The sequence below is a fragment of the Micromonospora sp. WMMD708 genome (assembly GCF_049315245.1).
Taxonomy (GTDB): Bacteria; Actinomycetota; Actinomycetes; order Mycobacteriales; family Micromonosporaceae; genus Micromonospora; species Micromonospora wenchangensis.
Map to the genome: position 1 here is coordinate 6,847,470 of NZ_CP186060.1, position 21,974 is coordinate 6,869,443.

The 21,974-nt window shown below is 72.7% G+C and carries 16 protein-coding genes; 9 read left to right on the top strand and 7 right to left on the bottom strand.

Annotated features, from left to right (window positions below; genetic code table 11):
• The first annotated feature begins 4 nt into the window (after positions 1–4).
• Both ACN260_RS30515 and ACN260_RS30520 read left to right on the top strand, forming a co-directional pair.
• Positions 5–688, top strand: a complete 684-nt coding sequence (locus tag ACN260_RS30515; RefSeq protein WP_422754179.1) for a response regulator transcription factor — start codon at positions 5–7, stop codon at positions 686–688.
• Positions 681–1,823 (top strand): sensor histidine kinase, encoded by a 1,143-nt coding sequence (locus tag ACN260_RS30520; protein WP_422754180.1) that lies wholly within the window; start codon positions 681–683, stop codon positions 1,821–1,823. The genes ACN260_RS30515 and ACN260_RS30520 overlap by 8 nt, the downstream gene beginning before the upstream one ends.
• Positions 1,824–1,842: 19 nt before the next feature.
• On the opposite strand, the gene ACN260_RS30525 is transcribed toward ACN260_RS30520, so the two are convergent.
• Entirely contained in the window at positions 1,843–4,713 is a 2,871-nt protein-coding gene (locus tag ACN260_RS30525) for a CHAT domain-containing protein (RefSeq protein ID WP_422754181.1), read from the bottom strand.
• A gap of 53 nt (positions 4,714–4,766) precedes the next feature.
• Here ACN260_RS30525 and ACN260_RS30530 point away from each other — a divergent pair, with 53 nt between their 5' ends.
• Positions 4,767–5,135, top strand: coding sequence for a hypothetical protein (locus ACN260_RS30530; RefSeq protein ID WP_422754182.1), 369 nt, complete (start codon positions 4,767–4,769; stop codon positions 5,133–5,135).
• 832 nt (positions 5,136–5,967) lie between these two features.
• Here ACN260_RS30530 and ACN260_RS30535 read toward each other — a convergent pair.
• Genes ACN260_RS30535 through ACN260_RS30545 form a run of 3 tightly spaced genes read right to left on the bottom strand, consistent with a single transcriptional unit; the run spans position 5,968 to position 9,103 of the window.
• Positions 5,968–7,578: a hypothetical protein gene (locus tag ACN260_RS30535; RefSeq protein WP_422754183.1), complete on the bottom strand. Its 1,611-nt coding sequence runs from the start codon at positions 7,576–7,578 to the stop codon at positions 5,968–5,970.
• The gene (locus ACN260_RS30540) at positions 7,575–8,429 is read right to left on the bottom strand and encodes a protein phosphatase 2C domain-containing protein (protein ID WP_422754184.1); all 855 of its coding nucleotides are present in this window, start codon (positions 8,427–8,429) and stop codon (positions 7,575–7,577) included. The genes ACN260_RS30535 and ACN260_RS30540 overlap by 4 nt, the downstream gene beginning before the upstream one ends.
• The gene (locus tag ACN260_RS30545) at positions 8,426–9,103 is read right to left on the bottom strand and encodes a vWA domain-containing protein (protein WP_422754185.1); all 678 of its coding nucleotides are present in this window, start codon (positions 9,101–9,103) and stop codon (positions 8,426–8,428) included. The genes ACN260_RS30540 and ACN260_RS30545 overlap by 4 nt, the downstream gene beginning before the upstream one ends.
• A gap of 234 nt (positions 9,104–9,337) precedes the next feature.
• On the opposite strand from ACN260_RS30545, the gene ACN260_RS30550 reads away from it, so the two are divergent.
• The gene (locus ACN260_RS30550) at positions 9,338–10,537 is read left to right on the top strand and encodes a cellulose binding domain-containing protein (RefSeq protein ID WP_422754186.1); all 1,200 of its coding nucleotides are present in this window, start codon (positions 9,338–9,340) and stop codon (positions 10,535–10,537) included.
• A gap of 22 nt (positions 10,538–10,559) precedes the next feature.
• On the opposite strand, the gene ACN260_RS30555 is transcribed toward ACN260_RS30550, so the two are convergent.
• The 3 genes from ACN260_RS30555 to ACN260_RS30565 form a co-directional block, all read right to left on the bottom strand.
• Positions 10,560–12,950 (bottom strand): low temperature requirement protein A, encoded by a 2,391-nt coding sequence (locus ACN260_RS30555; protein ID WP_422754187.1) that lies wholly within the window; start codon positions 12,948–12,950, stop codon positions 10,560–10,562.
• Between the two features lie 233 nt (positions 12,951–13,183).
• Positions 13,184–14,608, bottom strand: a complete 1,425-nt coding sequence (locus ACN260_RS30560; RefSeq protein WP_422754188.1) for a ricin-type beta-trefoil lectin domain protein — start codon at positions 14,606–14,608, stop codon at positions 13,184–13,186.
• Between the two features lie 239 nt (positions 14,609–14,847).
• Positions 14,848–15,906, bottom strand: coding sequence for a polysaccharide deacetylase family protein (locus tag ACN260_RS30565; protein WP_422754189.1), 1,059 nt, complete (start codon positions 15,904–15,906; stop codon positions 14,848–14,850).
• A gap of 228 nt (positions 15,907–16,134) precedes the next feature.
• Here ACN260_RS30565 and ACN260_RS30570 point away from each other — a divergent pair, with 228 nt between their 5' ends.
• The 5 genes from ACN260_RS30570 (at position 16,135) to ACN260_RS30590 (ending at position 21,828) form a co-directional block, all read left to right on the top strand.
• Complete coding sequence (locus ACN260_RS30570) at positions 16,135–16,824, top strand: histidine phosphatase family protein (RefSeq protein WP_422754190.1); 690 nt, start codon at positions 16,135–16,137, stop codon at positions 16,822–16,824.
• A gap of 393 nt (positions 16,825–17,217) precedes the next feature.
• Positions 17,218–18,687: an endo-1,4-beta-xylanase gene (locus ACN260_RS30575; protein WP_422754191.1), complete on the top strand. Its 1,470-nt coding sequence runs from the start codon at positions 17,218–17,220 to the stop codon at positions 18,685–18,687.
• 133 nt (positions 18,688–18,820) lie between these two features.
• Positions 18,821–20,362 carry a cellulose binding domain-containing protein gene (locus ACN260_RS30580; protein WP_422754192.1) on the top strand — a complete coding sequence of 514 codons (1,542 nt, stop codon included), beginning with the start codon at positions 18,821–18,823 and terminating at the stop codon, positions 20,360–20,362.
• Positions 20,363–20,732: 370 nt separating this feature from the next.
• Positions 20,733–21,506: a hypothetical protein gene (locus ACN260_RS30585; protein ID WP_422754193.1), complete on the top strand. Its 774-nt coding sequence runs from the start codon at positions 20,733–20,735 to the stop codon at positions 21,504–21,506.
• A 175-nt stretch (positions 21,507–21,681) separates the two neighbouring features.
• Positions 21,682–21,828, top strand: coding sequence for a hypothetical protein (locus ACN260_RS30590; RefSeq protein WP_169733029.1), 147 nt, complete (start codon positions 21,682–21,684; stop codon positions 21,826–21,828).
• The last annotated feature ends 146 nt before the right edge of the window (positions 21,829–21,974 follow it).

Consider the following 21,974-nt stretch of genomic DNA (forward strand, 5'->3'; position numbering starts at 1 on the left):
CGCCGTGCGCGTACTGATCGTGGAGGACGAGCCGTTCCTGGCCGAGGCCGTCCGGGACGGCCTGCGGCTGGAGGCGATCGCCGCCGACATCGCCCCCGACGGCGACACGGCCCTGGAACTGCTCGACCTCAACCACTACGACCTGGCGGTCCTCGACCGCGACATCCCCGGCCCCTCCGGCGACGAGGTCGCCCGACGGGTCGTCGCCTCCGGCAGCGGCATGCCGATCCTCATGCTCACCGCCGCCGACCGGATCGACGACAAGGCGTCCGGCTTCCAGCTCGGCGCCGACGACTACCTGACCAAACCGTTCGACCTGCGGGAACTCGTGCTCCGGATCAGGGCGCTCGACCGCCGGCGCGGGCACGCCCGGCCCCCGGTCCGGGAAGCCGCCGGCCTGCGGGTCGATCCGTTCCGCCGGGAGGTCTTCCGCGACGGACGCCACGTCGCGCTGACCCGCAAGCAGTTCGCCGTGCTGGAGGTTCTCGTCGCCGCCGAGGGCGGGGTCGTCAGCGCCGAGGATCTGCTGGAACGGGCCTGGGACGTCAACGCCAACCCGTTCACCAACGCCGTCCGGATCACCGTCTCCACCCTGCGCAAACGGCTCGGCGAGCCGTGGATCATCGCGACCGTGCCCGGCGTCGGCTACCGCATCGACACCGGACATCCGGGCGACGGCCGTGGCTAGGGCACCCGGCCTGAGCGTCCGGCTCAAACTGACCGTCAGCTACGCCGGGTTCGTCATGCTGGCCGGCGCCCTGCTCCTCGGCACCGTGTGGGTGTTCCTGCTGCGGTACGTGCCCGAGGTGATCGACACTCCCCGACCGCCCGCGCCGGCACCCGACAGCTCCCCGCCCCCCACCCCCGTCATGTTCGTGCCGGACCGCTTCGACCTGCTGCGCGCCTTCGCCCCGAGAGCGGTCCAGGTGCTGGCGATCCTGCTGGTCTTCGGCCTGCTGGGCGGCTGGCTCCTGGCCGGCCGGATGCTCGCGCCGCTGACCCGCGTCACCCACGCCACCCGGATGGCGGCGGCCGGGTCGCTGTCCCACCGGGTCCGGCTGGAGGGCCGCCAGGACGAGTTCCGGGAACTCGCCGACGCGTTCGACTCGATGCTCGAACGACTCGAATCCCACGTCGCCGAGCAGCAACGGTTCGCCGCGAACGCCTCGCACGAACTGCGTACCCCGCTGGCGATCTCCCGTACCCTCCTCGACGTCGCCCGCCGGGACCCCGACGCCGGGCCGGCCGAACTCCTCGACCGGCTGCACGCCGTCAACCAGCGGGCGATCGACCTCACCGAGGCGCTGCTGCTGCTCGGCCACGGCGACCGGGGCACCTTCACCCGTACCGACGTCGACCTCTCCCTGCTCGCCGAGGAGGCCGCCGAGACGCTGCTGCACCTCGCCGAACGGCGTCGGACCACGCTGGAGGTCACCGGCGGGGCGGCCCGGACCAGCGGCTCGGCCGAACTCCTGCTGCGGATGGTGACGAACCTCGTGCAGAACGCCGTCGTCCACAACCTGCCCACCGGCGGCGCCGTGACGGTCCACACCGGGACGTCCGGCGACACGATCCTGCTGCGGATCGAGAACACCGGTCGCCGGCTGCCGCCCGAGCTGGTGCCGACCTTCACCGAGCCCTTCCAGCGCGGCACGGAACGGGTACGCACCGACGAACACGCCGGCTTCGGACTCGGTCTGGCCATCGTGCACAGCATCGTCCGCGCCCACGCCGGGACCCTCGACCTCGTCGCCCGCCCCGACGGAGGTCTCACGGTCACGGTCCGGCTCCCCGGCACGGGCCATCCCCGCCGGACGGGGTGACCGGCCGGTCCGGTCGGTGCTACGGGCCGGTGTGGATCAGCGCCGCCCACACCTCCGGGCGGTCCGGGTGCGCGCGTCGTACCCGGTCGATGGCCCGGTCCAGCGCGACGGCCGCACCGTCGGCGTCCAGGCGTCTGCCCACCCGCAGGCCGGCGTAGACGTCGTCGGCGACCTGGGCCGCCACCCGGTCGGAAACCGCCCACTGGCTGCCGATGACGTGCCGGAAGCCGGCCATCTGCAACGCCGCGGTGAGGTGGATGCCCTCGTCGGGCAGGTCCCGGCCACCGGCCGCGGTGCGACACGCGGACAGGTAGGCCAGGTCGCACCCGCCGGCCGACTGGCTGCGGGTGGCGAGCCGGCCGGCCAGGTCCAGGACGCTGAGCCTGCCGTCGACCAGGCGGAGGGCGGCGGCGCTGGGCCGCTTGAAGTCCTGGTCGCCGTGGCAGGCGAAGTGCGCCCAACTGTGCCGTTCGAGCGCGGTCAGCACGCCCTCGACGGTGGCGCTGCGGCCGGAGAGCACCCGCAGGCCGGGCACGTGCGAGCTGACCGCGCGCAGCTCGTCGCTGACCGCGGGCAGCGGCGCCTGACCGGGCAGGGTGCCGACCCCCACCGCGAACGCCTGCGGCGCGGTGTCCGGCGTCGGGGTGGCGCGGGCCCGCAGCAGCGCGGACAGGCTCGGGGTGTAGGACGACACGCAGCGGGCGGCCACCGAGATCCGGCGTCTCGCGGCGAGCGGGGCGCTCGCGCCGAACCGACCGGCGGCGTGCAGCGGCAGCATCGTCAGCGGCCCGGTCGGGCACCACCACACCCGGTGCCGCCGGTCCGGCCCGCCACCGAGTATGTCGTCGAGGGCCGCGCAGACGGACTCCCCGACGGTGTCCCAGAGCCACCGTTGCAGGGACACCAGCGTCTGGTGCAGCGCGGCCCGCTCGACCGGCCCGCCGCCCTCCTCCACCGCCCGCTGCACGTCGAGGAACGCCACGGCCCGCCGCTGTGCCGCGTCGTGGGACAGCCACGGCAGCGGCACGGCGCGTACCCCGTCGGCGGTGACGATGATCGCGTCGCTGCGCCAACGCGACGTGTTGACCAGCACCGCCGCCCCGCCCACGGTTGCCGGCTGGAGGGTGGCGAACGACGGCGGGTGCAGGAAGTTCCCGAAGCCGGGCAGGCGGCGGGCCTCGGCCGCGAGCTGCTCCCAGCGTTCGGCCAACCGGCGGCGGTGACCGGCGTCCTCGGTCTCGACGCGGTACGGTCCACCCAGCGCACTGGTCAGCAGGTCGCGGCCCAGCTCCCAGCCGGGACGGGCCGGTACCTCGACCACCGGGGACACCCCGGTGCCGTCCAGCTCCCGGCGCGTCCGGTCGAGTTCGTCGGCGAGCGCGGGCGCGACCGCGGCCAACGCGGACAGGTCGCTGCGGGTCTGCAGGGCCTGCGACCACAGCACCTGACGCCCGTGCTCCAGCAGCTCCACCGCGCGGTGCGGCCGCCCGGCGGCGAGGGCCCAGGCAGCCGCGTCGCCGGCCAGGCCGGACACCGCGGCCAGCCGCTTCTCCTGCACGGTACGGTCCAGGCCCCGCCACGCGAGCAGCGGCAGCAGACCCACGGCCGTGCCGTACGCCTCCAGGGCCAGCTCCGCGTCACCGGCCTCGGCGGCGGTCTGCGCCCAGGTACGGGCCGCGGTCATCCGGATCTCGACGGCACCCGCCCGGGACGCCGCCGCCGACCGCCACATGCCGACCGCGGCGTCGAGGTCGGCCGGGTCGTGATCGATCAGGTAGCGGATCCGCAGGGCGGTGCCGAGCACGTTGAGGGCCCGTGCCCGGTCCGGGTGGCCGGGCGAGAATCCGGCCAGCGCGGCCATGCCGGTGTCGACGGCGTCGCTGACCCCGGCCGGGTCGCTGCTCATCCGGGCCCGGATGAGCAGCGAGTGGGCCAGGCTGACCAGGTGACCGGCCCGTTGGGTGCCGGGCGTCGGCGCGTCGACCGCCTGCCGGGAGCTGCGGATCGCCTCGTCCAGGTACGCCGACGAGTTCCTGCTGAGGCCGTGCATGACCAGCAGGGCGCCGTGGGTGGCCAGCAGTTGCGCGCGGACCGTGCCGATGGCCGGCAGGTCGGCGACGACCTGCCGGCTGACCCGGACCGCCTCGTGCAGATCGGTGTCGTCGGCACCGTCCAGACTCACCCAGCGTTGCACCAGCGCGATCACCAGCACGCCGTTGAGCGCGGCCCGGTCGATGTGCCGCTTGGGTATGGCGGCCAGACCACTGCGGCAGTGCGCGATCGCCTCGTCGACGTCACCCGGGCCGCCGGTCCTGGTGAACCGCATGACCAGGCAGAGTGCCAGCAGCTGGTGGGCGGTGAGCACGTGGTCCGGGTCGGTCGAGCGGTGGATCTCCCGGCTGAGGCGCACGGCCGTGTCGATGTCCGCCAGCCGGCCGAACCGCTCGAAACTGAGCCGGTACACGTTCACGCAGCGGATCAGCACGTCGATCCGGACAGGGTCGTCCTCGTCGACGGCGGCCACCGCGACGTCCGCGTGCCGCCTCGCCGTGGACAGGTCCGACACCTCGCGCCGCTGCTCGAAACGGAAACCGACGACCAGGGCGAGCTGGGCGTTTACGTACGGCCACCACGGATCGTCGGGCGGGGTCAGCGTCGTCGCCCGTTCGGCGGCGGCCACCGCGGCGTCGAGCTGCTTCGGGTCCGAGGCGCGGCCCCGCAGCATCAGGACGGTGGAGAGCGTGGCGAGCACGTCCACCCGGGACGGGTCCGCCGCGAGCAGGTCCCTCGCCACCTCCTCGGCCCGGACCAGCAGCGACTCGTCGCCGGTGTCGTTGTAGGCGACGATGAGCGGGTCCACCGCATCGATGGACCGCTCGGGCGATGGCACCGGTTCAGTAGATTCGACGGCAGCTCGGGCGTCAACCGACGGGAGTGTCGTACATGGAGCAACGCCGGCTGCTGGCCTCGTTGTGCGCCGCCGTGCCGACCCTGCGGCAACGTGCGGAGGCGGGGGCCTGGAGCGACCTGCTCGACGAACTCCTCGACGAACTGGTCGCCGGCAGGCCGGTGGTGGAGGTCTGCCGGCAGCTCGGCTGGACGACCGGGACCGAGACCGAGCGCAGCGTCGGCGTCGGCCCGTACGACCACGCCGAGGGTGCCCGGCTGGAGGGTCTCGCACCGGTGGTGCTCGACGGCGACTACCGCTGCCCGCTGCACCGCTGCGCGCGCCGGGCCCACCGCGACGACCGGGGCCGGGTGCCGCACTGCGCGCTCGCCGACACGGCGATGACGTACCGGTCCGAGACATGATCGAGGTGCTGCTGGGTGAGGTCGGACGGCGGCTCAACGACCGCTGGCTGACCCGGGCGCTCGGCCCGGCACTGCTGTGGCTCGCGGTGGCCGCCTTCGCCGTCCTGCCGGGGCGTAACGCCGTCTTCGACGTGCCCGGGGCGGCGCTCGCCGCCGCCGACGCCGTCGACCACCTCCGGGAGCGGGTCGGTCTGGCCCTGGTGGTCGGGGTGCTCGTCGTCGCGGCCGCGGCGGTGGCCGCCGGCTGCGCCCAGGCGGCCGGCAGGGTCGTCCGCCACGTCTGGCTGGGTGTCTGGGTCGGTCCGGCCCGCCGGGTGGCGACCGCGTTGACCGCCCGGCGGCGGGCCGCCGCCGCGCGTCGGCTCGCCGCGCGGGCACGGGTGGTTCCGGCGGTGTACCTGCCGGCCCGACCCACCTGGATCGGCGACCGGATCCGGCTCGCCGACGACCGGGTGGCCGCGCAGTACGGCCTCCGCCTGGGCCTGGTCTGGCCGCGACTGTGGCTGCTGCTCACCCCCGAGGGGCGCACCGACGTGATGCAGGCGCGTGACCGGCTCGACCGGGCCGTCGCCTGGGCCGGCTGGGCGGTGCTCTGTCTCGCGTTGACCCCGTGGTGGTGGCCGGCGGCGGTGCTCGGCGTGACCCTCGGTGTCGTCTCCTGGCGGCGGGCCCGGTCGGCGGCGGGCCTGTTCGCCGACATCGTGGAGGCGACCGTCGACCTGCGGCACCGCGGCCTGGTCGCCGAGCTGGGCTTCCCGGTCGAGCAGGGGCGTCCGCTGACGCCGTCCACCGCTGCCGCCGTCAACGACCTGCTGCACAAGGGCGCCAGCGGTCACGGGCAGTACGACCGGGTCGGCGCGGAGAGCGAGCCGACGTGGTATCCGTCGTCGTCGGTGACGAGCGAGAGCCGGGAACGCCAGCAGCCGGACGACGAGCCGGCACCGTCCGGGTCGAACACCACGTTGACCTGAGGGCCGCCGGTCGCGGTGCGGATGCCGATGATCGTCGCGACGGGGAACGGGCCGTTCTTCGTCAGGGTGCCGGCCCGGGCCAGCTGGGTCCGGCTGCGGTCGTCCAGGCGTGGTGAGTCGGTGTTGATCCCGCACAGGAAGCCACGGACGGCGGTGACCGAGGACTTCGTCCGGGTGGACGTCCGGTTCAGGCCGGTGCCCACTTTGACGTCGGTGAAGAGACAGGGCTTGGCCAGCGGAAGGAGCTTCTCCAGGTCGAGCCCGGTCCGCAGGGGCAGGCCGGGATACCGGGTCACCCCGGCCGCACCGCCGGTGGGCCGGGTCAGACCCGGGATCCCCGTCGGCAACGGGGGGTAGGACGGCTGCCCGAGAAGTCCGGTCGGCAGAACCGGCCTGGTCGGGTAGGGCCTGCCCGGAGAGTCGTCGTTGCCACTGAGCAGGCCGGCCAGCACCGCGACCGCGGCCAGCGCCGCGACGGCCAGACCCCACCCCCGGCCGGCCGGCCGGGCAACGGCCACCGCGGGGACGGGTACGGGGCGTACCGGGTCAGGACGGGCGGCGGCCGGGCGGGTCGGCTCCGGGCCGGTCGGGGGAGAGGCCCGGCGCGGCGGTGCCGTCGGCGGGGTGCGGCGGATGCTCCGCTCCAGGGCGTCCGCCCACTGCTGCGGGGCGGGCCGCAGGTGCGGGGCGGGGTCCAGGCTCCGGCCGGCGAGGGTGACCAGGTGCCGGTCGAGCCTCGGCCGGGCCGCCTGCGGGTCACGGGTCTGCTGGTCACCGGCGAACAGGCGCACCGCGAGCAGCCCGAACTTGTACGCGTCGGTGGCGGGCGTGGCCAGTTCCTCGGCGTCCGCGTCCGGCACGTGCCACTCGGGGGTCTCGGCCTGCGCCAGCACCGAGTCGCCGTCGAGCCGCATCGCGTCGCAGTCGATGAAGTAGCAACGGGGCCGGGAATCGAGGCTGAACAGCAGGTTGTTCGGTGACAGGTCGCCGACGCAGACGCCGAGCCGGTGCAGCAGGGTCAACGCCTCGCCGGTGTCCCGCAGCAGTTCCAGGCGCATCCGGTCGTCGACGTGCAGCCCGCGGTCGCGCAGGTAGTCGTCGCTGTTCAACAGGTACTGCACCTGGGCCAGGACGGTGTCCGGCCCGCGCGGCAGTTGGATGCGGACCCGGAACCGGTCGGGCACCCGCGGCATCAGGAATCCCCGGACCACGCCCTCCTTGCGGACGATCGCGGTGGGCCAGGCGGCGAGACCGAGCAGGGTCTCCGCGTCCGGGCCGGCACCCGCGGTGAGCCGGACGAAGCGGTTCAACGTGGTGACGTCGACGTCGTCGACGAACCGGGTCGCGTACTCCTTGTAGACCCACCGGGGGTCCTCGGTGAGGGCGTAGACGGTGCCCTGACCGCCGGTACCGATCCGGGTACGCGGGCCGAGCGCGGACAGGCTCACCTCGGGCGGCAACGGCCCGGTCATGACGGCTCGGGCGGCACCGGCCAGACGGCCAGCACCGTGCGGTCGTCGTCCCACGACCCGCCGGTGAAGTCGAGCATCCAGGCGAGCCGGGTCATCGCGGGCGGCGTGGCCAGCGCGTCGCCGAACAGCCGCCCGAGGTCCCCGCTGCCGGGGCCGAGCGGCTCGGCGAAGCCGTCGGTGCCCAGCACCAGCACGTCGTCCGCTTCGAGCGTCACCGCCACCGGGTCGACCTCGGCGGGCACCCGGGGCAGGGCGGCGACGCCGTCCGGGAGCAGTTCGTCCTGCGGGTCGGCCGGGTCGGTGAACAGCGGCTCCCATCCGCCGTCGCGCAGCCGCCAGGCGGTCGAGTCGCCGACCCGGACCAGGTGGGCGACCGCCCGCCCGGGGCCGTCCGGCCGGACCAGGGCGACCACCACGGTGCTGGCCAGCAGCGTCTCGGCCCGCTGTGGATCGGTCTCGCCCAGTTGCCGTCCGGCGTACTCGACGAGTGCCCAGCCCGCGCAGCGCAGCAGGTCGTGCCAGTCGACGGGGTCGTCGGCGCGTTGCAGGTAGTCGACCACCGTCCGGCACACCATTGTCGCGCCCAGGTGGGACAGCGGGGCGTTGGAGACCCCGTCGGCCACCACCGCGATCACCGAGCCGGCCGCCGTGGCCAGCGCGAAGTCGTCCTGCCGGGGTACGCCGGACGCCCGGTGGCCGGGTCCGCGTACGGAGGCCGCCCGTACCTCGAAACCGGCCGCGGCCCAGCCGTCGGCCACGGTGTCCGGCCGGTACGGCTGCGTCCGCGGGGCACGGGCCGGCACCTGCGGACCCGGTACCCCGATCAGCGGTGACGCCCAGTCGAAGCTCACACCACGTCCACTGCCATCCGGAAGCTGTCCGGCCGCTCCACGACCAGCTCTGCGGCGTCACCCCCGACGGCCTGCCCCGACCTGATGACACTGCGGGTCAGCGCGGTGCAGAACTCGGCGATCGCGAAGCCGACCTCCACCCCGGGCGTGGCCACGAACGCGAACTCGGGCCGGGTCGCCACGTGCAGGATCGTCTCGGCCCGCGCCTCGCCGATGCCGCACGCGATGATGTTCGGCGCGGTCGGGGTGCGATCCCGGTCGGTCAGCTCGGCGTAGACCGGCTCCCACTGGCCCGGGTCGGTGGGCTGCCCGTCGCTGAGGAAGAACACCGCCGGCCGGTGCACCGCGAAGCCCTCCCGTTTGAGGGCCCGCACGTCGGCCGGGATCCGGTCGACCAGCAGACCGAACGCCGCGCCGTAGGAGGTCCCGGCGCGTACCGACAACTGCGGCAGCGCCGTCTCGTTGCGCAGGTCGGACAGGGCCGAGTGGACGATCACATCGTCGGAGAAGCCGATGATGGAGAATCTGACCTTGGCCGCCGCGAGGGGTTCGCGCAGCAGGGCGTCGTGCAGCGACTGGAGCCCGGCGTTCAGTTCACCCACCACCGGGGTCATGGAGGCGGACTCGTCCGCCACCAGGTAGACCGGCAGCACCCGCCCGGCAGTCTCCGACATGCGTACCCCCAACCGTCGTCAGTGGACGGCCTCAACGTAACACTGTGTGTCTATGTGGCGATGGCGGTCCGCGACGTCCCTGCCCGGTGGGGTGTCGCGGACGAGCCGGTGGCGCAGCCGGCGTCGGGCGGATCGGGTCGAGGTGACCCGGAACCGCGCACCGGTTGGTGCAAGTCGTTGACAGCCATCGATGTGTTGCCGCACGGTGGACGTATGCCAGGGGTCCGTTCGTCAGTGCCGCGCCGCCGCGTGCGGCCCGGCCTGCTCGCCGCCGTCGTCTCGTCGATCGCCGTGTTCGGCGTGGGAGCGATCGCCGTACCGGCCGCCGGTGCCGGCACCACGGTGCTCCCCGCACCGGCCGCCGGCGGGCTCCCCGGGGTCGCGCCCGCACCCGCCGCGGGATCCCTGACGGGAGCGGCCGCGACGCCGTCGCCGACCGTGACACCCACCATCCCGCCGGGCACACCGGACACCTCGCCCTTCCCGCCGGGCGTTCCGACGAACGTCACCGCCAGCCAGGTCAGGACGAGGTCGGTCACCCTCACCTGGACGGCCGCGACCCGCGGCTGCTGCGCCATCGCCGGCTACGACATCACGTACTACAGCCCCTTCGACGACGTCGTCATGTCGGCAAGCGTCGGCGACGTCACCACCACCACGATCAGCAACTACATCACCCCGGGCCGGCAGTACTCGTTCCGGATCGCCGCCCGGGACGTCGTCGGGCACCGCTCCCTGTCGTCGGAGCCGGTCATCGTGGTCACCCCGGTCACCGACACCGGGCCGGACACCACTCCGCCGAGTGCGCCGCAGAACCTGACCATCGGCGCCGTGACCGACTCGACCGCCAGGCTCTCCTGGTCGCCGTCGACCGACGACGTCGGGGTGAGCGGCTACAACGTCTACCGCTTCGACGGCTGGTTCACCTCGTTCCTGGTCGCCACCGTGCCGACGACGACGTACACGGTCGCGCTCCCCCCGCCGCCACCGCCGTCGACGCCGCTGCGCTACCAGTTCTACGTGCGGGCCCGGGACGCGGCCGGCAACGTCTCGATCGCCTCCAACACGGTGTTCGCGCCGACGACGCCCACCCCGCCGACCACGCCGCCGCCGTCGACCTGCCGGGTGACCTACCAGAACCAGTCCGAGTGGCAGGGCGGGTTCGTCACCGTCGTGACGGTGACGAACACCGCGACCGTGCCGGTGGACGGCTGGACGCTCACCTTCAGCTTCCGGGGGGACCAGCAGATCACCTCCGGGTGGAACGCGACGACCGGCCAGAGCGGGGCCACGGTGACGGCCCGCAACGTCGACTGGAACCGGGTCGTCCCGGCGGACGGCTCGGTGAGCTTCGGCATCCAGGGCAGCTGGAAGACCAGCAACGCGCCGCCGACCAGTTTCGTGCTCAACGGCGGCCCCTGCACCGTGGGCTGAGCGACGGACCGGCCGGTCCGGGTCACGTCGGGGCGGGCCGCCGGGTCCGTGGGTCGCCCTCCTGCACCGTCTCGACGACGGCGAAGACGACGCCGAGCACGGTCAGCAGCAGCAACGAGACCACGGCCGGCAGCGTGACGGTCACCGGTGCCAGCACGGTGACCACGCCCGCGCCGATGAGCCGGTGGCGGCTGACCGTCCGGAAGATCCGCAGCCAGAACATCTGGTTGCCGAACAGGTACAACGCCACGCCGAAGAACAGCGTGTAGTGGCCCAGCAGGGCGCCGTGTTCGTGCTGCTGGGACGAGGCGAGGGTCTGGTGCAGGCCGTAGGCCACCAGGACGATTCCGGCCACCATCGGCAGGTGTAGATAGGTGTACGCGTCCCGCGCGGCCCGGACCCGGCGGTCCCCCTCGTAGGCCGCGACCGTGATCCGGGCCGCGTCGATGCCGGTGAAGTAGCTCCACCAGAGGGTGCCGAGGGCGACCACGGAAGCGACGACGACGACCAGCGCGGGAACGGAGATCGGGTCGTCGTCGATGGAGACGCCGATGGAGAGCACCGCCTCGCCGAAGGCGATCAGGATGACCAGGGCGTGCCGGTCGGCCCAGTGCCGGACCAGCCTGATCCGCCACAGCCGCCCGCCGGCCCGGTAACCGGCGACGTACTGCACGAGCAGCGCGGCCACCCAGGGCAGCGTCATCGCGGGGTGCCGGGTCACCGCGTCGGGGGCGACCAGCTCGATGGCGGCGATCACCAGCAGGATGACGATGGTGACCGCCGTGGCGACGAACCGGGTACCGGTGCCCCGCAGGTCGGGGTTCTCCCGGACGATCTGCCGGAAGATCAACCCTTGCAGGAGCTGGATGGCGGTGTAGCACCCGATGACCAGCAGCGGGCCGGGCAGGCTGTCGGGCAGGGGAACGAAGGCCTGCGGGATCGCCAGCCCGATCAGCAGCACCGCCGTCATGATTCCCGCCGTGCTCAGCCGTACTGTCGTGCTGTCGTGCCGGACGGCGTTGGCGAGCCAGGTGTACGACGTCCAGGCCCACCAGAGCAGCGCCAGCAGGATCATGCCCTGGGCCAGCCCGAGCAGGGTCGGGAAGCGGTTCATCACGGCGGTCACCTCGATGAACGCGTACACGAACACGAGGTCGACGAAGAGTTCCCGGGGGTCGACCGTCCCGACGTGGAGCTTCGCCGACTCGATCGACTCGTGGAGCTGGCGGTGCCGCTGCCGGAAGGCGGTGTTGTCCAGCACCACCATCGCGCAGGTGGCGACGACCAGGACCACCAGCGCCTGCACCTCGGAGATCCGGCCGACCACCGTCAGCAGCGCGGTCAGCAGCGCCACGCCCGTCAGCGGACCCCGACCCAGCAGCCGGACCGCCCGCCACTCCACCGCGACGAGCGCGCCCAGGTAGAGCAGCACGCCGCCGTAGAGGACGGCGATGCCGGCCGACGGCCACGGATGGTCGCTCGTCGGGGTGTCATGCGTGTTGAGGCGCTTGAGTCCCAGCGCGAAGAAGATCAACCCGCCGATCATGGGCAGGTGCAGCCCGCTGTAGACGTCCCGCCCGACCCGGGCGCGGTCCCTGCCGGCGCTGGCGTTCAGCGCACGCTCGATGATCACCTTGGCCAGGTCGAAGTAGCTCCACCACAGCGCGAAGACCACGGTGATGCCCAGCACGGCCCCGACGGCCAACTGTGAGGTCACCGGGCGGTCCACGCCGAGCCCTTCGCTGGCGCCGATCGAGATGATCGTCTCGCCGAGCGCGATGAGCACGATCAGGGCGTGCCGTTCGGCCAGGTGCCACGGCGAGACCACCCGCCAGCCGCCCCTGCTGGCCACCACGAGGATGAGAGAGTCGATCAGCAGAGCGCCCGCGAACAGCGCCACCTGCACCAGGGCGGCGTCGACGGTCGTCGGCAGCAGGGGTGGCACCAGGGCGGAGGCGAGCAGCACCAGCCCACCGGTGATGAAGATCAACCAGGCGGCGACCACCGACCGCCGTCCGCCCTCGCCCCGGTGGCTGACGAACGTGAGGACGACCATGGTGACCGCCCGGATCAGCAGGTATCCACAGATCAGCACCAGTGGGCCGGGTAGCCCGCCCGGACGGTCGGTGAACGCCTCGGGTATCGCGACCCCGATCACCAGCAGGGCGGCGGCGATGCCGAGCATGATCGGGGGCATGATCCCCCGGTCGAGGTGCACCACGTTGCCGAGCCAGACACACGGCGTCCAGCAGTGCCAGATGAGCAGGACCACGAGCGCGCCCTGGACCAGCCCGAGCGGGCTGAAATGCTCACCCATCAGGGTGGTGACGGCCAGGAACGCGAACACGAAGAGCAGATCGACGAAGAGTTCGACCCAGCTCACATCGCCGATGGCCTCAGGGTCACGGGCCACCAGACGCCGACCCCCGGCCGTCGGGTGTGGCGCGGGATCATCCCTCCGCACCCGATAAGCCTCGCAAACCGGACACGGCTTGTCCCGCCAACGTCGATTAGCGCAGCGAACGGTCGGAGCCGAGCGGACGTCACCTCCGCCGCGTACGCCACCGGGGGCGGGCCGGTGCCTCCCCGGGTGTGGGAGACACCGGCCCGGTCCGCGTGGTGCGGGAGCGGTCGCCGCTCGGGCCGTCAGGTCAGGGGCGTCAGGGTGAACCGCTGGTTGGTCTGCCCGTGACAGTCGTAGAGCTGGACCTGGGCCCCGTTGGCCGTGCTCCAGACGTCCAGGCACCGCCCGGACTGCACGCTGCTGACGGTGCCGTTGGCGTTGATGTTCCACTGCTGGTTGGTCTGGCTGTGGCAGCCGTAGATCTGGACCGCCGCACCGTTGCCGGAGCCGGCCGCGTCCAGGCACATGTCGCCGTACACCCGGAGTTGTTTGTTCGTGGTGTACGTCCACGACTGGTTGGCCTGCCGGTTGCAGTCCCACAACTGCACCCGGGTGCCGTTGGCGCGGGAGGCGTTGGGCACGTCGAGGCACCGGTTGGACTGCGCGCCGACGATCAGGCTGGCCGCGCCGGGCGGGTTGCTCGGCGGCGGCGTGGTCGGTGGCGGGGTGGTCGGGATCGGCGGCGGGGTGTCCGACGGGATCGGCGGCGGGGTGGTCGCCGTCGGCGGCAGCAGCGGGCAGGTGCTGCGGTAGCTGACCACGCCGTTGTTGTCCGCCAGCGGGCAGAGGAACTGGCTGTACCGGGCGTCGTTGTCGACGAACATCTTGAGGAACGGCAGCATGGTCCGGATCAGCACCGGGTTCGACCGGCCGACCATGAACCCGTGGTCGGCCCCCGCGACCTCCAGGTAGGCGCTCTCGGTCGTGGCCGGGAGGCTGTTGTACAGGCCGGAGGCGTAGGACGGCGTGACCACCGTGTCCGCCTGCCCGGCGAAGACCATCGTGGGCACCCGGTCGTTGGCCAGGTTCGACGACGGCGAGTACGGCGCGATGCCGACCGCCGCCTTCAACGCAGGGCGGCGCAGGGCCGCACTGAGTGCCCCGCCGCCACCCATCGAGTGACCGGAGACGGCCAGCCGGTTGGGGTCGATCCGGTCCCGGACCGGGCTCTGCTGCACCAGGTAGTCCAGCGCGGCGAGCAACTGGGTGCCCCGGGCGGTGTCGAAGTCGTTGCGGCTGTTGGTTTCGATCCCGATCACCACGAAGCCGTGCGAGGCCAGCCACGGCCCCATCCAGGCCAGCTCGACGGAGAACAGCGCGGTGTAACCGGGTGAGATGGCGACCGCTCCGAAGGTGCCCTGGCTGGTGTCGGTCGGGTAGTAGATCCGGCCGCCGTTGAAGCCGTACCCGGTCGGGACGGCGACCGAGGTGTTGGCGAACGGGCCGGTCACGGACGCGACGCTGCTCCGGGTCGGGTCCGGGCCCCGCTGGTACGGGTTGTCGGCGGCCGACGCCGTCCCGGTCGTCACCGTCATGGTGAACAACCCGACGACGGCGGCGGCGATCCCGGCCGCGGCGAGCGTGACCAGCCGGCGTCGCCGACGGGGGGAGACCCGGGCCGGGCGGGGCTGTGCCGGGGGCGGGGAGTGCGGTGCGTGTCCTCGCACTGTCGGTACCTCCTGGTGGTCGGTGGTGGTGGGTGGCCCGTGCCGTGCTGTGAACGTTCACTTCCATCGATGGATTTCAGGTTGGCAGGTAATCCCGGGGTTTTCAACCGGTAGTTTCGAGCAGGTGACCCGATAGTTTCGGGTCACCGCGCCGGGCGGTTACGCACCGGCCCTCCCCGGACGCCGTGACGTCCGGGGAGGGCCGGTGGTGGGGGCCCCGTCGGGTGGCCGCCCGTCGCTCAGCCGGTGGTGCAGGAGCGGATCTGCGGCCGGGCGCTGCTGTTGCCGTTCATCATCGTGGTGAAGCCGAAGGTGTTGCCGCTGCCGTTGGACCGCATCGTCATCACGTAACCGGAGCTGTCCCAGCTGGGGGTGCCGTTCCAGGTGGTGTTGACCCGCTGCGGCGCGGTCAGCGCCACCACCACCGTCCAGTTGCTGCCGCCCTGGACCGTCACCGAGGTGTTGTACCGGTCGCCCCACACGTTCGGGTACGTCGCCGTCGCGGTGCACCCGCCACCGGCCGGCGGGGTGGTCGGGGTGCCGGTGGGCGGGGTGGTCGGGGTGCCGGTCGGCGGGGTGCCGTCCGGGGCCACCGCCCGGCCGGTGCTCGGCGAGATCATGCCCGGGCAGAGGCCCCGGCTGTTCAGGTTGGCCATGATCTGCGGGATCGCGTCGCGGGTGTTCTGGATGCCGTCGTGCATCAGGATCACCTGGCCGTTCTGGAGCCGGCCCGCGTTGGAGACGATCTGGCTGACGCTCGCGCCGTTCCAGTCCTGGGAGTCGACGTCCCAGATCACCTGGCGCATGCCGAGCGACGAGGCGACCGACTGGAGGGTCGAGTTGGTCTCGCCGTACGGCGGGCGGAACAGTTGCGGCCGTACGCCGGTCGCCGACTGGATCGCCGAGTTGGTCTGGGAGAGGTCGGACTGCATCTGGCTCTGACCCATCGAGGTCATGTGCGCGTGGTTCCAGCTGTGGTTGCCGATCCACATACCGGCGTCGACCTGGGCCCGGGCGGCGGACGGGTTGCCCTGCACGTTCTGCCCGACGTTGAACATGGTCGCCCGGACGTTGTTGGCGCGCAGCACGTTCAGCAGCGCGCCGGTGCTGCCGGTCGGGCCGTCGTCGAAGGTGAGACCGACGTAGCCGTTGCAGGCGGCGGCGCTGGACGGGGTGGCGGAGACCGCGACGCCGACGGCGCCCAGCGCCACGGTGGTGGCGAGCACCGCCAGCCGGACGGTCAGGCGGGAGGCTCGGGAGCGGGACGGGTGACCGGAGCCACCGGTGCTGGAGATCATGCGCAGGTCCTCCTGGGGGTGGTGCTGCCTGGGAATGCGGGGTTCTATCGAGATGCGTTGATGTCGCTGTGGATCGGAGTATTGCAGCGGCATTTCGAACGCGTCAACGACTTTCGGAAACTTTCGGAAACGTGTCAGATTCGGGCCGCCCGGTACCGCCGTCGTGACTGGCAGAGCGCCCCGCCGCCCGGGGTCGCTCCGTGCCGGCTACTGCCGGACAGTGGAACCGTGGACACCGTCGCGGAGCTGACCATCGTCCGGCACGGGCAGAGCGTCGCCAACGTCGCGTTCGCCGACGCCCACGCCCGGGGTGTCGCCACCCACGGGCTCACCGGGCGCGACGCCGACGTCCCGCTGTCACCGCTGGGCCGGCGGCAGGCCACCCGGCTCGGCCGCTGGCTCGCGGCGCAGCCCGCCGACCGACGTCCCGACCACGTGGTCTGCTCGCCGTACCGGCGGGCCCGGCAGACCTGGGCCCGGGTGGCGGACACCGCCGCCGACCTCGGCGTCACCCCGGTCGACCTCGACGGGCGGCTGGTCGACCGGCTCATGGGCGAGCTGGAACTGCTGACCCCGCTGATGATCGCCGAGCGGTTCCCCGCCGAGGCGGCCCGGCTCGCCGCCGACGGCCTCTACGCCTACCGGCCACCCGGTGGCGAGACGTTCGACGACGTCGCCGCCCGGGTCCGTGCCGCCCTGGCCGACCTGCACCGCCGGCACGCCGGCCGCCGGGTGTGGGTGGTGGCCCACGACGCCGTGGTCGTCGCCGCCCGGCACGTCCTGGAGGGGCTGTCGTTCGCCGACCTCGACGCGATCCTCGCCACCACCCCGGTCGCCAACACCTCGCTCACCCGCTATGCGTTCACCCACGGCCGCCTCGACCTCGTCGAGTTCGCCGCCGTCCCGCACACGCCGTGACCGGGTCGGGCCACGACCGGACGGCGTCGGGCACCCCGGCCGGCCGGGCGAACGCCGCCCTTGCGTGGTCGGGCCGTCGAGCAGGGTCCACCCCCGCCGGACCGGGCCGGACACCTGTCGCAGATCGAATCCATTCGATATAGCATCACGGCAGGGCAGCGTCACCCCGCACGGGCGTAGGGCGCGGAGTGTTCGCCATCCACCTGTCGGACCGGGCAGCCGACCGGTGGTCACCGATGAGGGCGCGGCCGGATAGACACCGGCTCGACGTCCCCTGTGACGTGCTGGTCCCGCCGCAGGCGCGGTGTCCCGGTCGTCGATCCCACGAGCGGTCGACCGGTCGCGTGCCCGTCCGGCGGTGACCGGACGGAACACCGAGGAGGAAACGCACAGATGAACGACGTACCCGCTCGACCGCAACGCCGTGGCAGGAGGGCCACCCGGCTGCTGCTGGGTGGCGCCTGCGCCCTGGCGATCACCGTGTCGTCGATGGCCGTGGCGACCCTGGCCCACGCCGACCTCAGCGGACCGCCCGGGACCACGCTGAAGGCCGCCGCCGAACGCAGCGGCCGGTACTTCGGCGCCGCCATGGGGTCGGACCGGCTCAGCGACTCCGGCTTCCTGAACATCGCCGCCCGCGAGTTCGACATGATGACGGCCGTCAACGAGATGAAGCCCGACGCGACCGAGCCCAACCCCGGGCAGTTCGACTTCAGCAGGGGCGACGCGATCTACAACTGGGCCACCCAGCGCGGCATGCGGTTCCGGGGCCACACCCTGGCCTGGCACGCCCAGCAGCCGAGGTTCTGGGGCAGCCTGAGCGGCAGCGCCCTGCGACAGGCGATGATCAGCCACATCAACGGCGTGATGGCCCACTACAAGGGCAAGCTCTACGCCTGGGACGTGGTGAACGAGGCGTTCGCCGAGAACGGCAGCCGACGGTCGTCGAACCTGCAAGCCACCGGCAACGACTGGATCGAGGTGGCGTTCCGCACCGCGCGGGCCGCCGACCCGTCGGTCCAGCTCTGCTACAACGACTACAACATCGAGAACTGGACGTACGCCAAGACGCAGGGCGTCTACAACATGATCAGGGACTTCAAGGCGCGGGGCGTGCCGATCGACTGCGTCGGTCTACAGACCCACTTCACCGGCGGCAGCTCGCTGCCGGGCAACTTCCAGCAGACGCTGTCCAGCTTCGCCGCCCTCGGGGTGGACGTGGCGCTGACCGAGGTCGACGTCACCAACGCCTCGACCAGCCAGTACCAGGGCCTGACCCAGGCGTGCATGAACGTCCCGCGCTGCGTCGGCATCACCACCTGGGGCATCCGGGACAGCGACTCCTGGCGGGGCAACGAGAACCCGCTGCTGTTCGACCGCAACAGCAACCCGAAGCCGGCGTACACCGCCGTCCTCAACGCGCTCAACTCGGCCTCCACCACGGTCCCGGGGACCTCGACCCCGCCGCCCACCACCCCGCCGACGACGCCACCGACCACGCCGCCGACCACCCCACCGACCACCGCTCCGCCGACCACGCCGCCGCCCACCGGACAGCCGGGCGGCTGCACCGCGACGTACCGCACGGTCAGCAGTTGGAACGGCGGCTTCCAGGGTGAGGTCGTCGTGGCCAACACCGGCTCCGCCGCCATCTCCGGTTGGACGGTGCAGCTGACGCTGGCCGGCGGGCAGACCATCGCCAACGTCTGGAACGGCAGCAACACCGGCACCAGCGGCACGGTCAGCATCCGCAACGCCGCCTACAACGGCTCGGTGAACCCCAACGCCTCGACCACCTTCGGGTTCCTGGTCAACGGCAACAGCAGCACCGCGCCCGGCAACCTCTCCTGCACCAGTTCCTGACGGCTGGTGCGGCGCGCCGCCGGCCGGGCCCGGAGCATCCGCTCCGGGCCACGGTCGGCGTCGCGCCGCCGGTGCGATTCTTGCCGATGCTTCTGCCTGTTCCCGGGGCGGCGGAGTCACTTGACTCATGGTCATGACGCAAACCTGGAACGCGACCCGCCGCTCGGTGGTCGCCGGCGTGCTGCTCGGCACCACGGTGGTGGTCGGTCCGCTGACGGCACCCTCGAATGCCGCCCCCAGCCAGCCGTTCGGCACGTCGGCGACCGCGCCGACCGCCGAGAACGACCGCTCCATCCTCGACCTGATCCCGGCGCAGGCCCGGGACCGGATGCTCGCCCAGGCCCCGCTGGTCGACGCGGCCAACGTCGTGCGCACCGCCGTCGAGGCCGGCGCGCCGCGTGGCTACGCCGGCATCGGACTGGTGGACGACCACGTCACCCTCTGGTGGAAGGGCACCCTGCCCGGTGAAGTCGCGGCGGCGGTGGCGACCGCACGCCGTACCGCCCCGGTGGAGGTCGTCGGGGCCACGTACTCGCGCACCGAGTTGAAGAAGGCGGCGGCGAAGATCACCCCCGTCGTCGACGCCGACCCGAAGGACGCCGCGCACGCCGTCCGGCTGCGGACCGACGGCTCCGGGATCGAGGTGGCCGTCGACCCGAAGATCAGCGCCAGGCAGCCGAAGCTGCCGGCGACCGGGGTCAGCACCCGCACCGTCGTCCGCCAGCGGATGGTCGAGCGGTCCCGGTACAACGACTCCGCGCCGTACGACGGTGGGATCGGCATCGGGCTGACCACCTACGCCTGCACCGCCGGCTTCGGCGTCCGCAACCACACCACCAACGTGGGCTACCTGCTCACCGCGGAACACTGCGGCCCCATCGGTCAGCCCTGGCACGTCGGTTGGAACACGAACACCAACACCGGCACGCTGATCGGCTACGGGGTCGCCAGCAACGACGACCACGACACCATGCTGGTCTCCACCTCCTCGCCGGGCAGTCACATCTACGTCGGTGGGCAGAACGACGAGGTACGCGCCCAGGTGACCGGCTGGACCGAGGTCTTCCCCGGGCAGCTGCTCTGCCAGTCGGGGTACACCTCGGCCGGTGAGATCGGCGGGCCGGTCTGCAACCTGCGGGTCGACTTCCACTACGACGACATCGAGGACCTCGTCGAGGCCACCCAGCTCGACGGCGACGAGTCGGCCCGGGGCGGCGACAGCGGCGGACCGGTCTACTACGTCAACGCCAACGGCACCGTCCTGGCGGCGGGCACCACCACCCGGTCGGCCGGTCCCGGCTTCGGCTTCCAGGACTTCGCCACCGCCCGGGACGACTACGGCGACATCCGGCCGGCGACCGCCCTGGCGAGCACCTGCCGGGTGTCGTACGTGGTGACCAACTCGTGGGGCACCGGCTTCAACGCCAGCGTCACCGTCTACAACGACGGCCCGGCCGTCAACGGCTGGTCGCTCGGCTGGACCTTCCCCGGCAGCCAGCTCATCCAGGGGCACTGGAACGGTGTCTTCCAGCAGACCGGCGCGGCGGTCACGGTGGGCAACGAGAGCCACAACGCCAGCATCCCGACCAACGGCGCGGTGAGCTTCGGCTTCACCGCCGACGGTTCCCCCGCCGTCCCGGTGCCCTTCACGCTCAACGGCACCACCTGCAACTGACCGGCCCGGCTGCGGTGGGACGCCGCAGCGGATGAGCACCTGAGGGCCCCGCCGGGCTGACCGGCGGGGCCCTCAGCCGTGCTGCCGGTCAGCCCGGCCGGCCGCCTCGCCGGGATGAGCTGTGCTGATGGTTGTCGATATTGCTAGGGCGGGACGGCCGTGCTGGAATGGCTCACAGCACCGCAGCACGGGGGCAACCGCGCTGGGGAACCGGTGTACGCGGGAGCAGCGCGGTGCCGGCCGCACGTCGTCTCGGCCGGCGCGTGCCGTACGCCGGGCCACCGCCACGACGCCGGGCCGTCGACCCGCCGGCCGGCAGTTCCACCGGCCCGCCCACCCGGCAGCGACCACCCCCTCATGGAGGACGACCATGCGCAGTTCCCTCGCGGTACTCACCGCGGCCCTGATCCTCGGCGTCACCGCCGGCAGCGTCCCGGCCGGTGTCTCGGACGCCGCCCCGCGCTCGTGCCACCGCGACCTGTTGTTCTGCGAGGACTTCGAACACCTGCCGCCCGGGGGCCCCAGCACGCTGAAGTGGGGCGTCGACACCCGCCACGGCTCGCTCACCGTCGAGCGCGCCAGGCACGGCAACCAGGTGCTGCACGTCCGGACCGTCGACAACGGCCGGGCCTTCCTGCGCGTCGACGACTTCGCGGCGCCGGGCAACCGCTTCTACGGCCGGATGCGGCTGCGCGTCGACGCGTTCCCCACCGCCCCGGACTGGGCGCACTTCACGCTGGTGGAGGCGACCGGCAGCGGCAGCTCGGAGGTCGTCCGCCCGATCGGCGGCCAGTACGCACCCACCGTCCCCGGCACCTTCTGGGGGGTGGGCGCGGACGGCGGCCCGACCGGCGACTGGACCAACTGGCGGGAGTCGGCCCCGGTCACCGAGGACACCTGGCAGTGCTTCGAGTGGAAGCTCGACCCGACGGACAACCGCGTCGCGGTGTGGATCGACGGGGTGGCGAACCCGGAGTTGACCGCCTCCACCACCGACCACGGCGGCAACGACGTCCCGTTCGTCCTGCCGGCGGTGGACACCGTGAAGATCGGCTGGCAGCTCTACCAGGGCGGCACCACGCCCAGCGAGTTCAACCTCTGGATCGACGACATCGCGCTGTCCACCAAGCGGCTCGGCTGCTGACGACCGGTCGCGGCGACCGCCGACGGGCGGACCGGCCGGGGACCGATCGGTCCCCGGCCGGCACCGTCCGATCCGGAGGGTCGGGGCTCCGGTTCCGTGCCGGAGCGGGTTTCCCGACCGGGGCGACGGGGGTAGAGACGGCACCGTCCGTCAGCCCACCGTCGAGGAGAGTGTCATGTCGGTACAGGCGTTCCTCTATGTCGTCGCGGTCATCCTGCTCGTGCTCGCCGCGCTGCCCATCCCCAGCCGTGGCGTCTCGCTCGCCCTGCTCGGGGCGGCGTGCGCCCTGCTGGCGTACGCCTGGCCGGTGATCACCGGTTGACCGGCGGCGGGTGGTGGTGCGGGCCCAGGTGACTGCGCCCACCCTCGTGGTCGAGGATGCAGAGGATCTCGGCCGGGCCGTCGTGCGCACCGAACGCGTGCGGGACCAGGGTGGAGAACTCGGCGGCCTCGTTGGTGCCGACGAGG

What these genes read in the sequence shown, in the direction of transcription:
- ACN260_RS30530 (WP_422754182.1), top strand. Translation starts at nt 4,767, where the DNA reads ATGGAGCAACGCCGGCTGCTGGCCTCGTTGTGCGCCGCCGTGCCGACC.
- ACN260_RS30535 (WP_422754183.1), bottom strand. Translation starts at nt 7,578, where the DNA reads ATGACCGGGCCGTTGCCGCCCGAGGTGAGCCTGTCCGCGCTCGGCCCG.
- ACN260_RS30545 (WP_422754185.1), bottom strand. Translation starts at nt 9,103, where the DNA reads ATGTCGGAGACTGCCGGGCGGGTGCTGCCGGTCTACCTGGTGGCGGAC.
- ACN260_RS30565 (WP_422754189.1), bottom strand. Translation starts at nt 15,906, where the DNA reads ATGATCTCCAGCACCGGTGGCTCCGGTCACCCGTCCCGCTCCCGAGCC.
- ACN260_RS30575 (WP_422754191.1), top strand. Translation starts at nt 17,218, where the DNA reads ATGAACGACGTACCCGCTCGACCGCAACGCCGTGGCAGGAGGGCCACC.
- ACN260_RS30580 (WP_422754192.1), top strand. Translation starts at nt 18,821, where the DNA reads ATGACGCAAACCTGGAACGCGACCCGCCGCTCGGTGGTCGCCGGCGTG.
- ACN260_RS30585 (WP_422754193.1), top strand. Translation starts at nt 20,733, where the DNA reads ATGCGCAGTTCCCTCGCGGTACTCACCGCGGCCCTGATCCTCGGCGTC.
- ACN260_RS30590 (WP_169733029.1), top strand. Translation starts at nt 21,682, where the DNA reads ATGTCGGTACAGGCGTTCCTCTATGTCGTCGCGGTCATCCTGCTCGTG.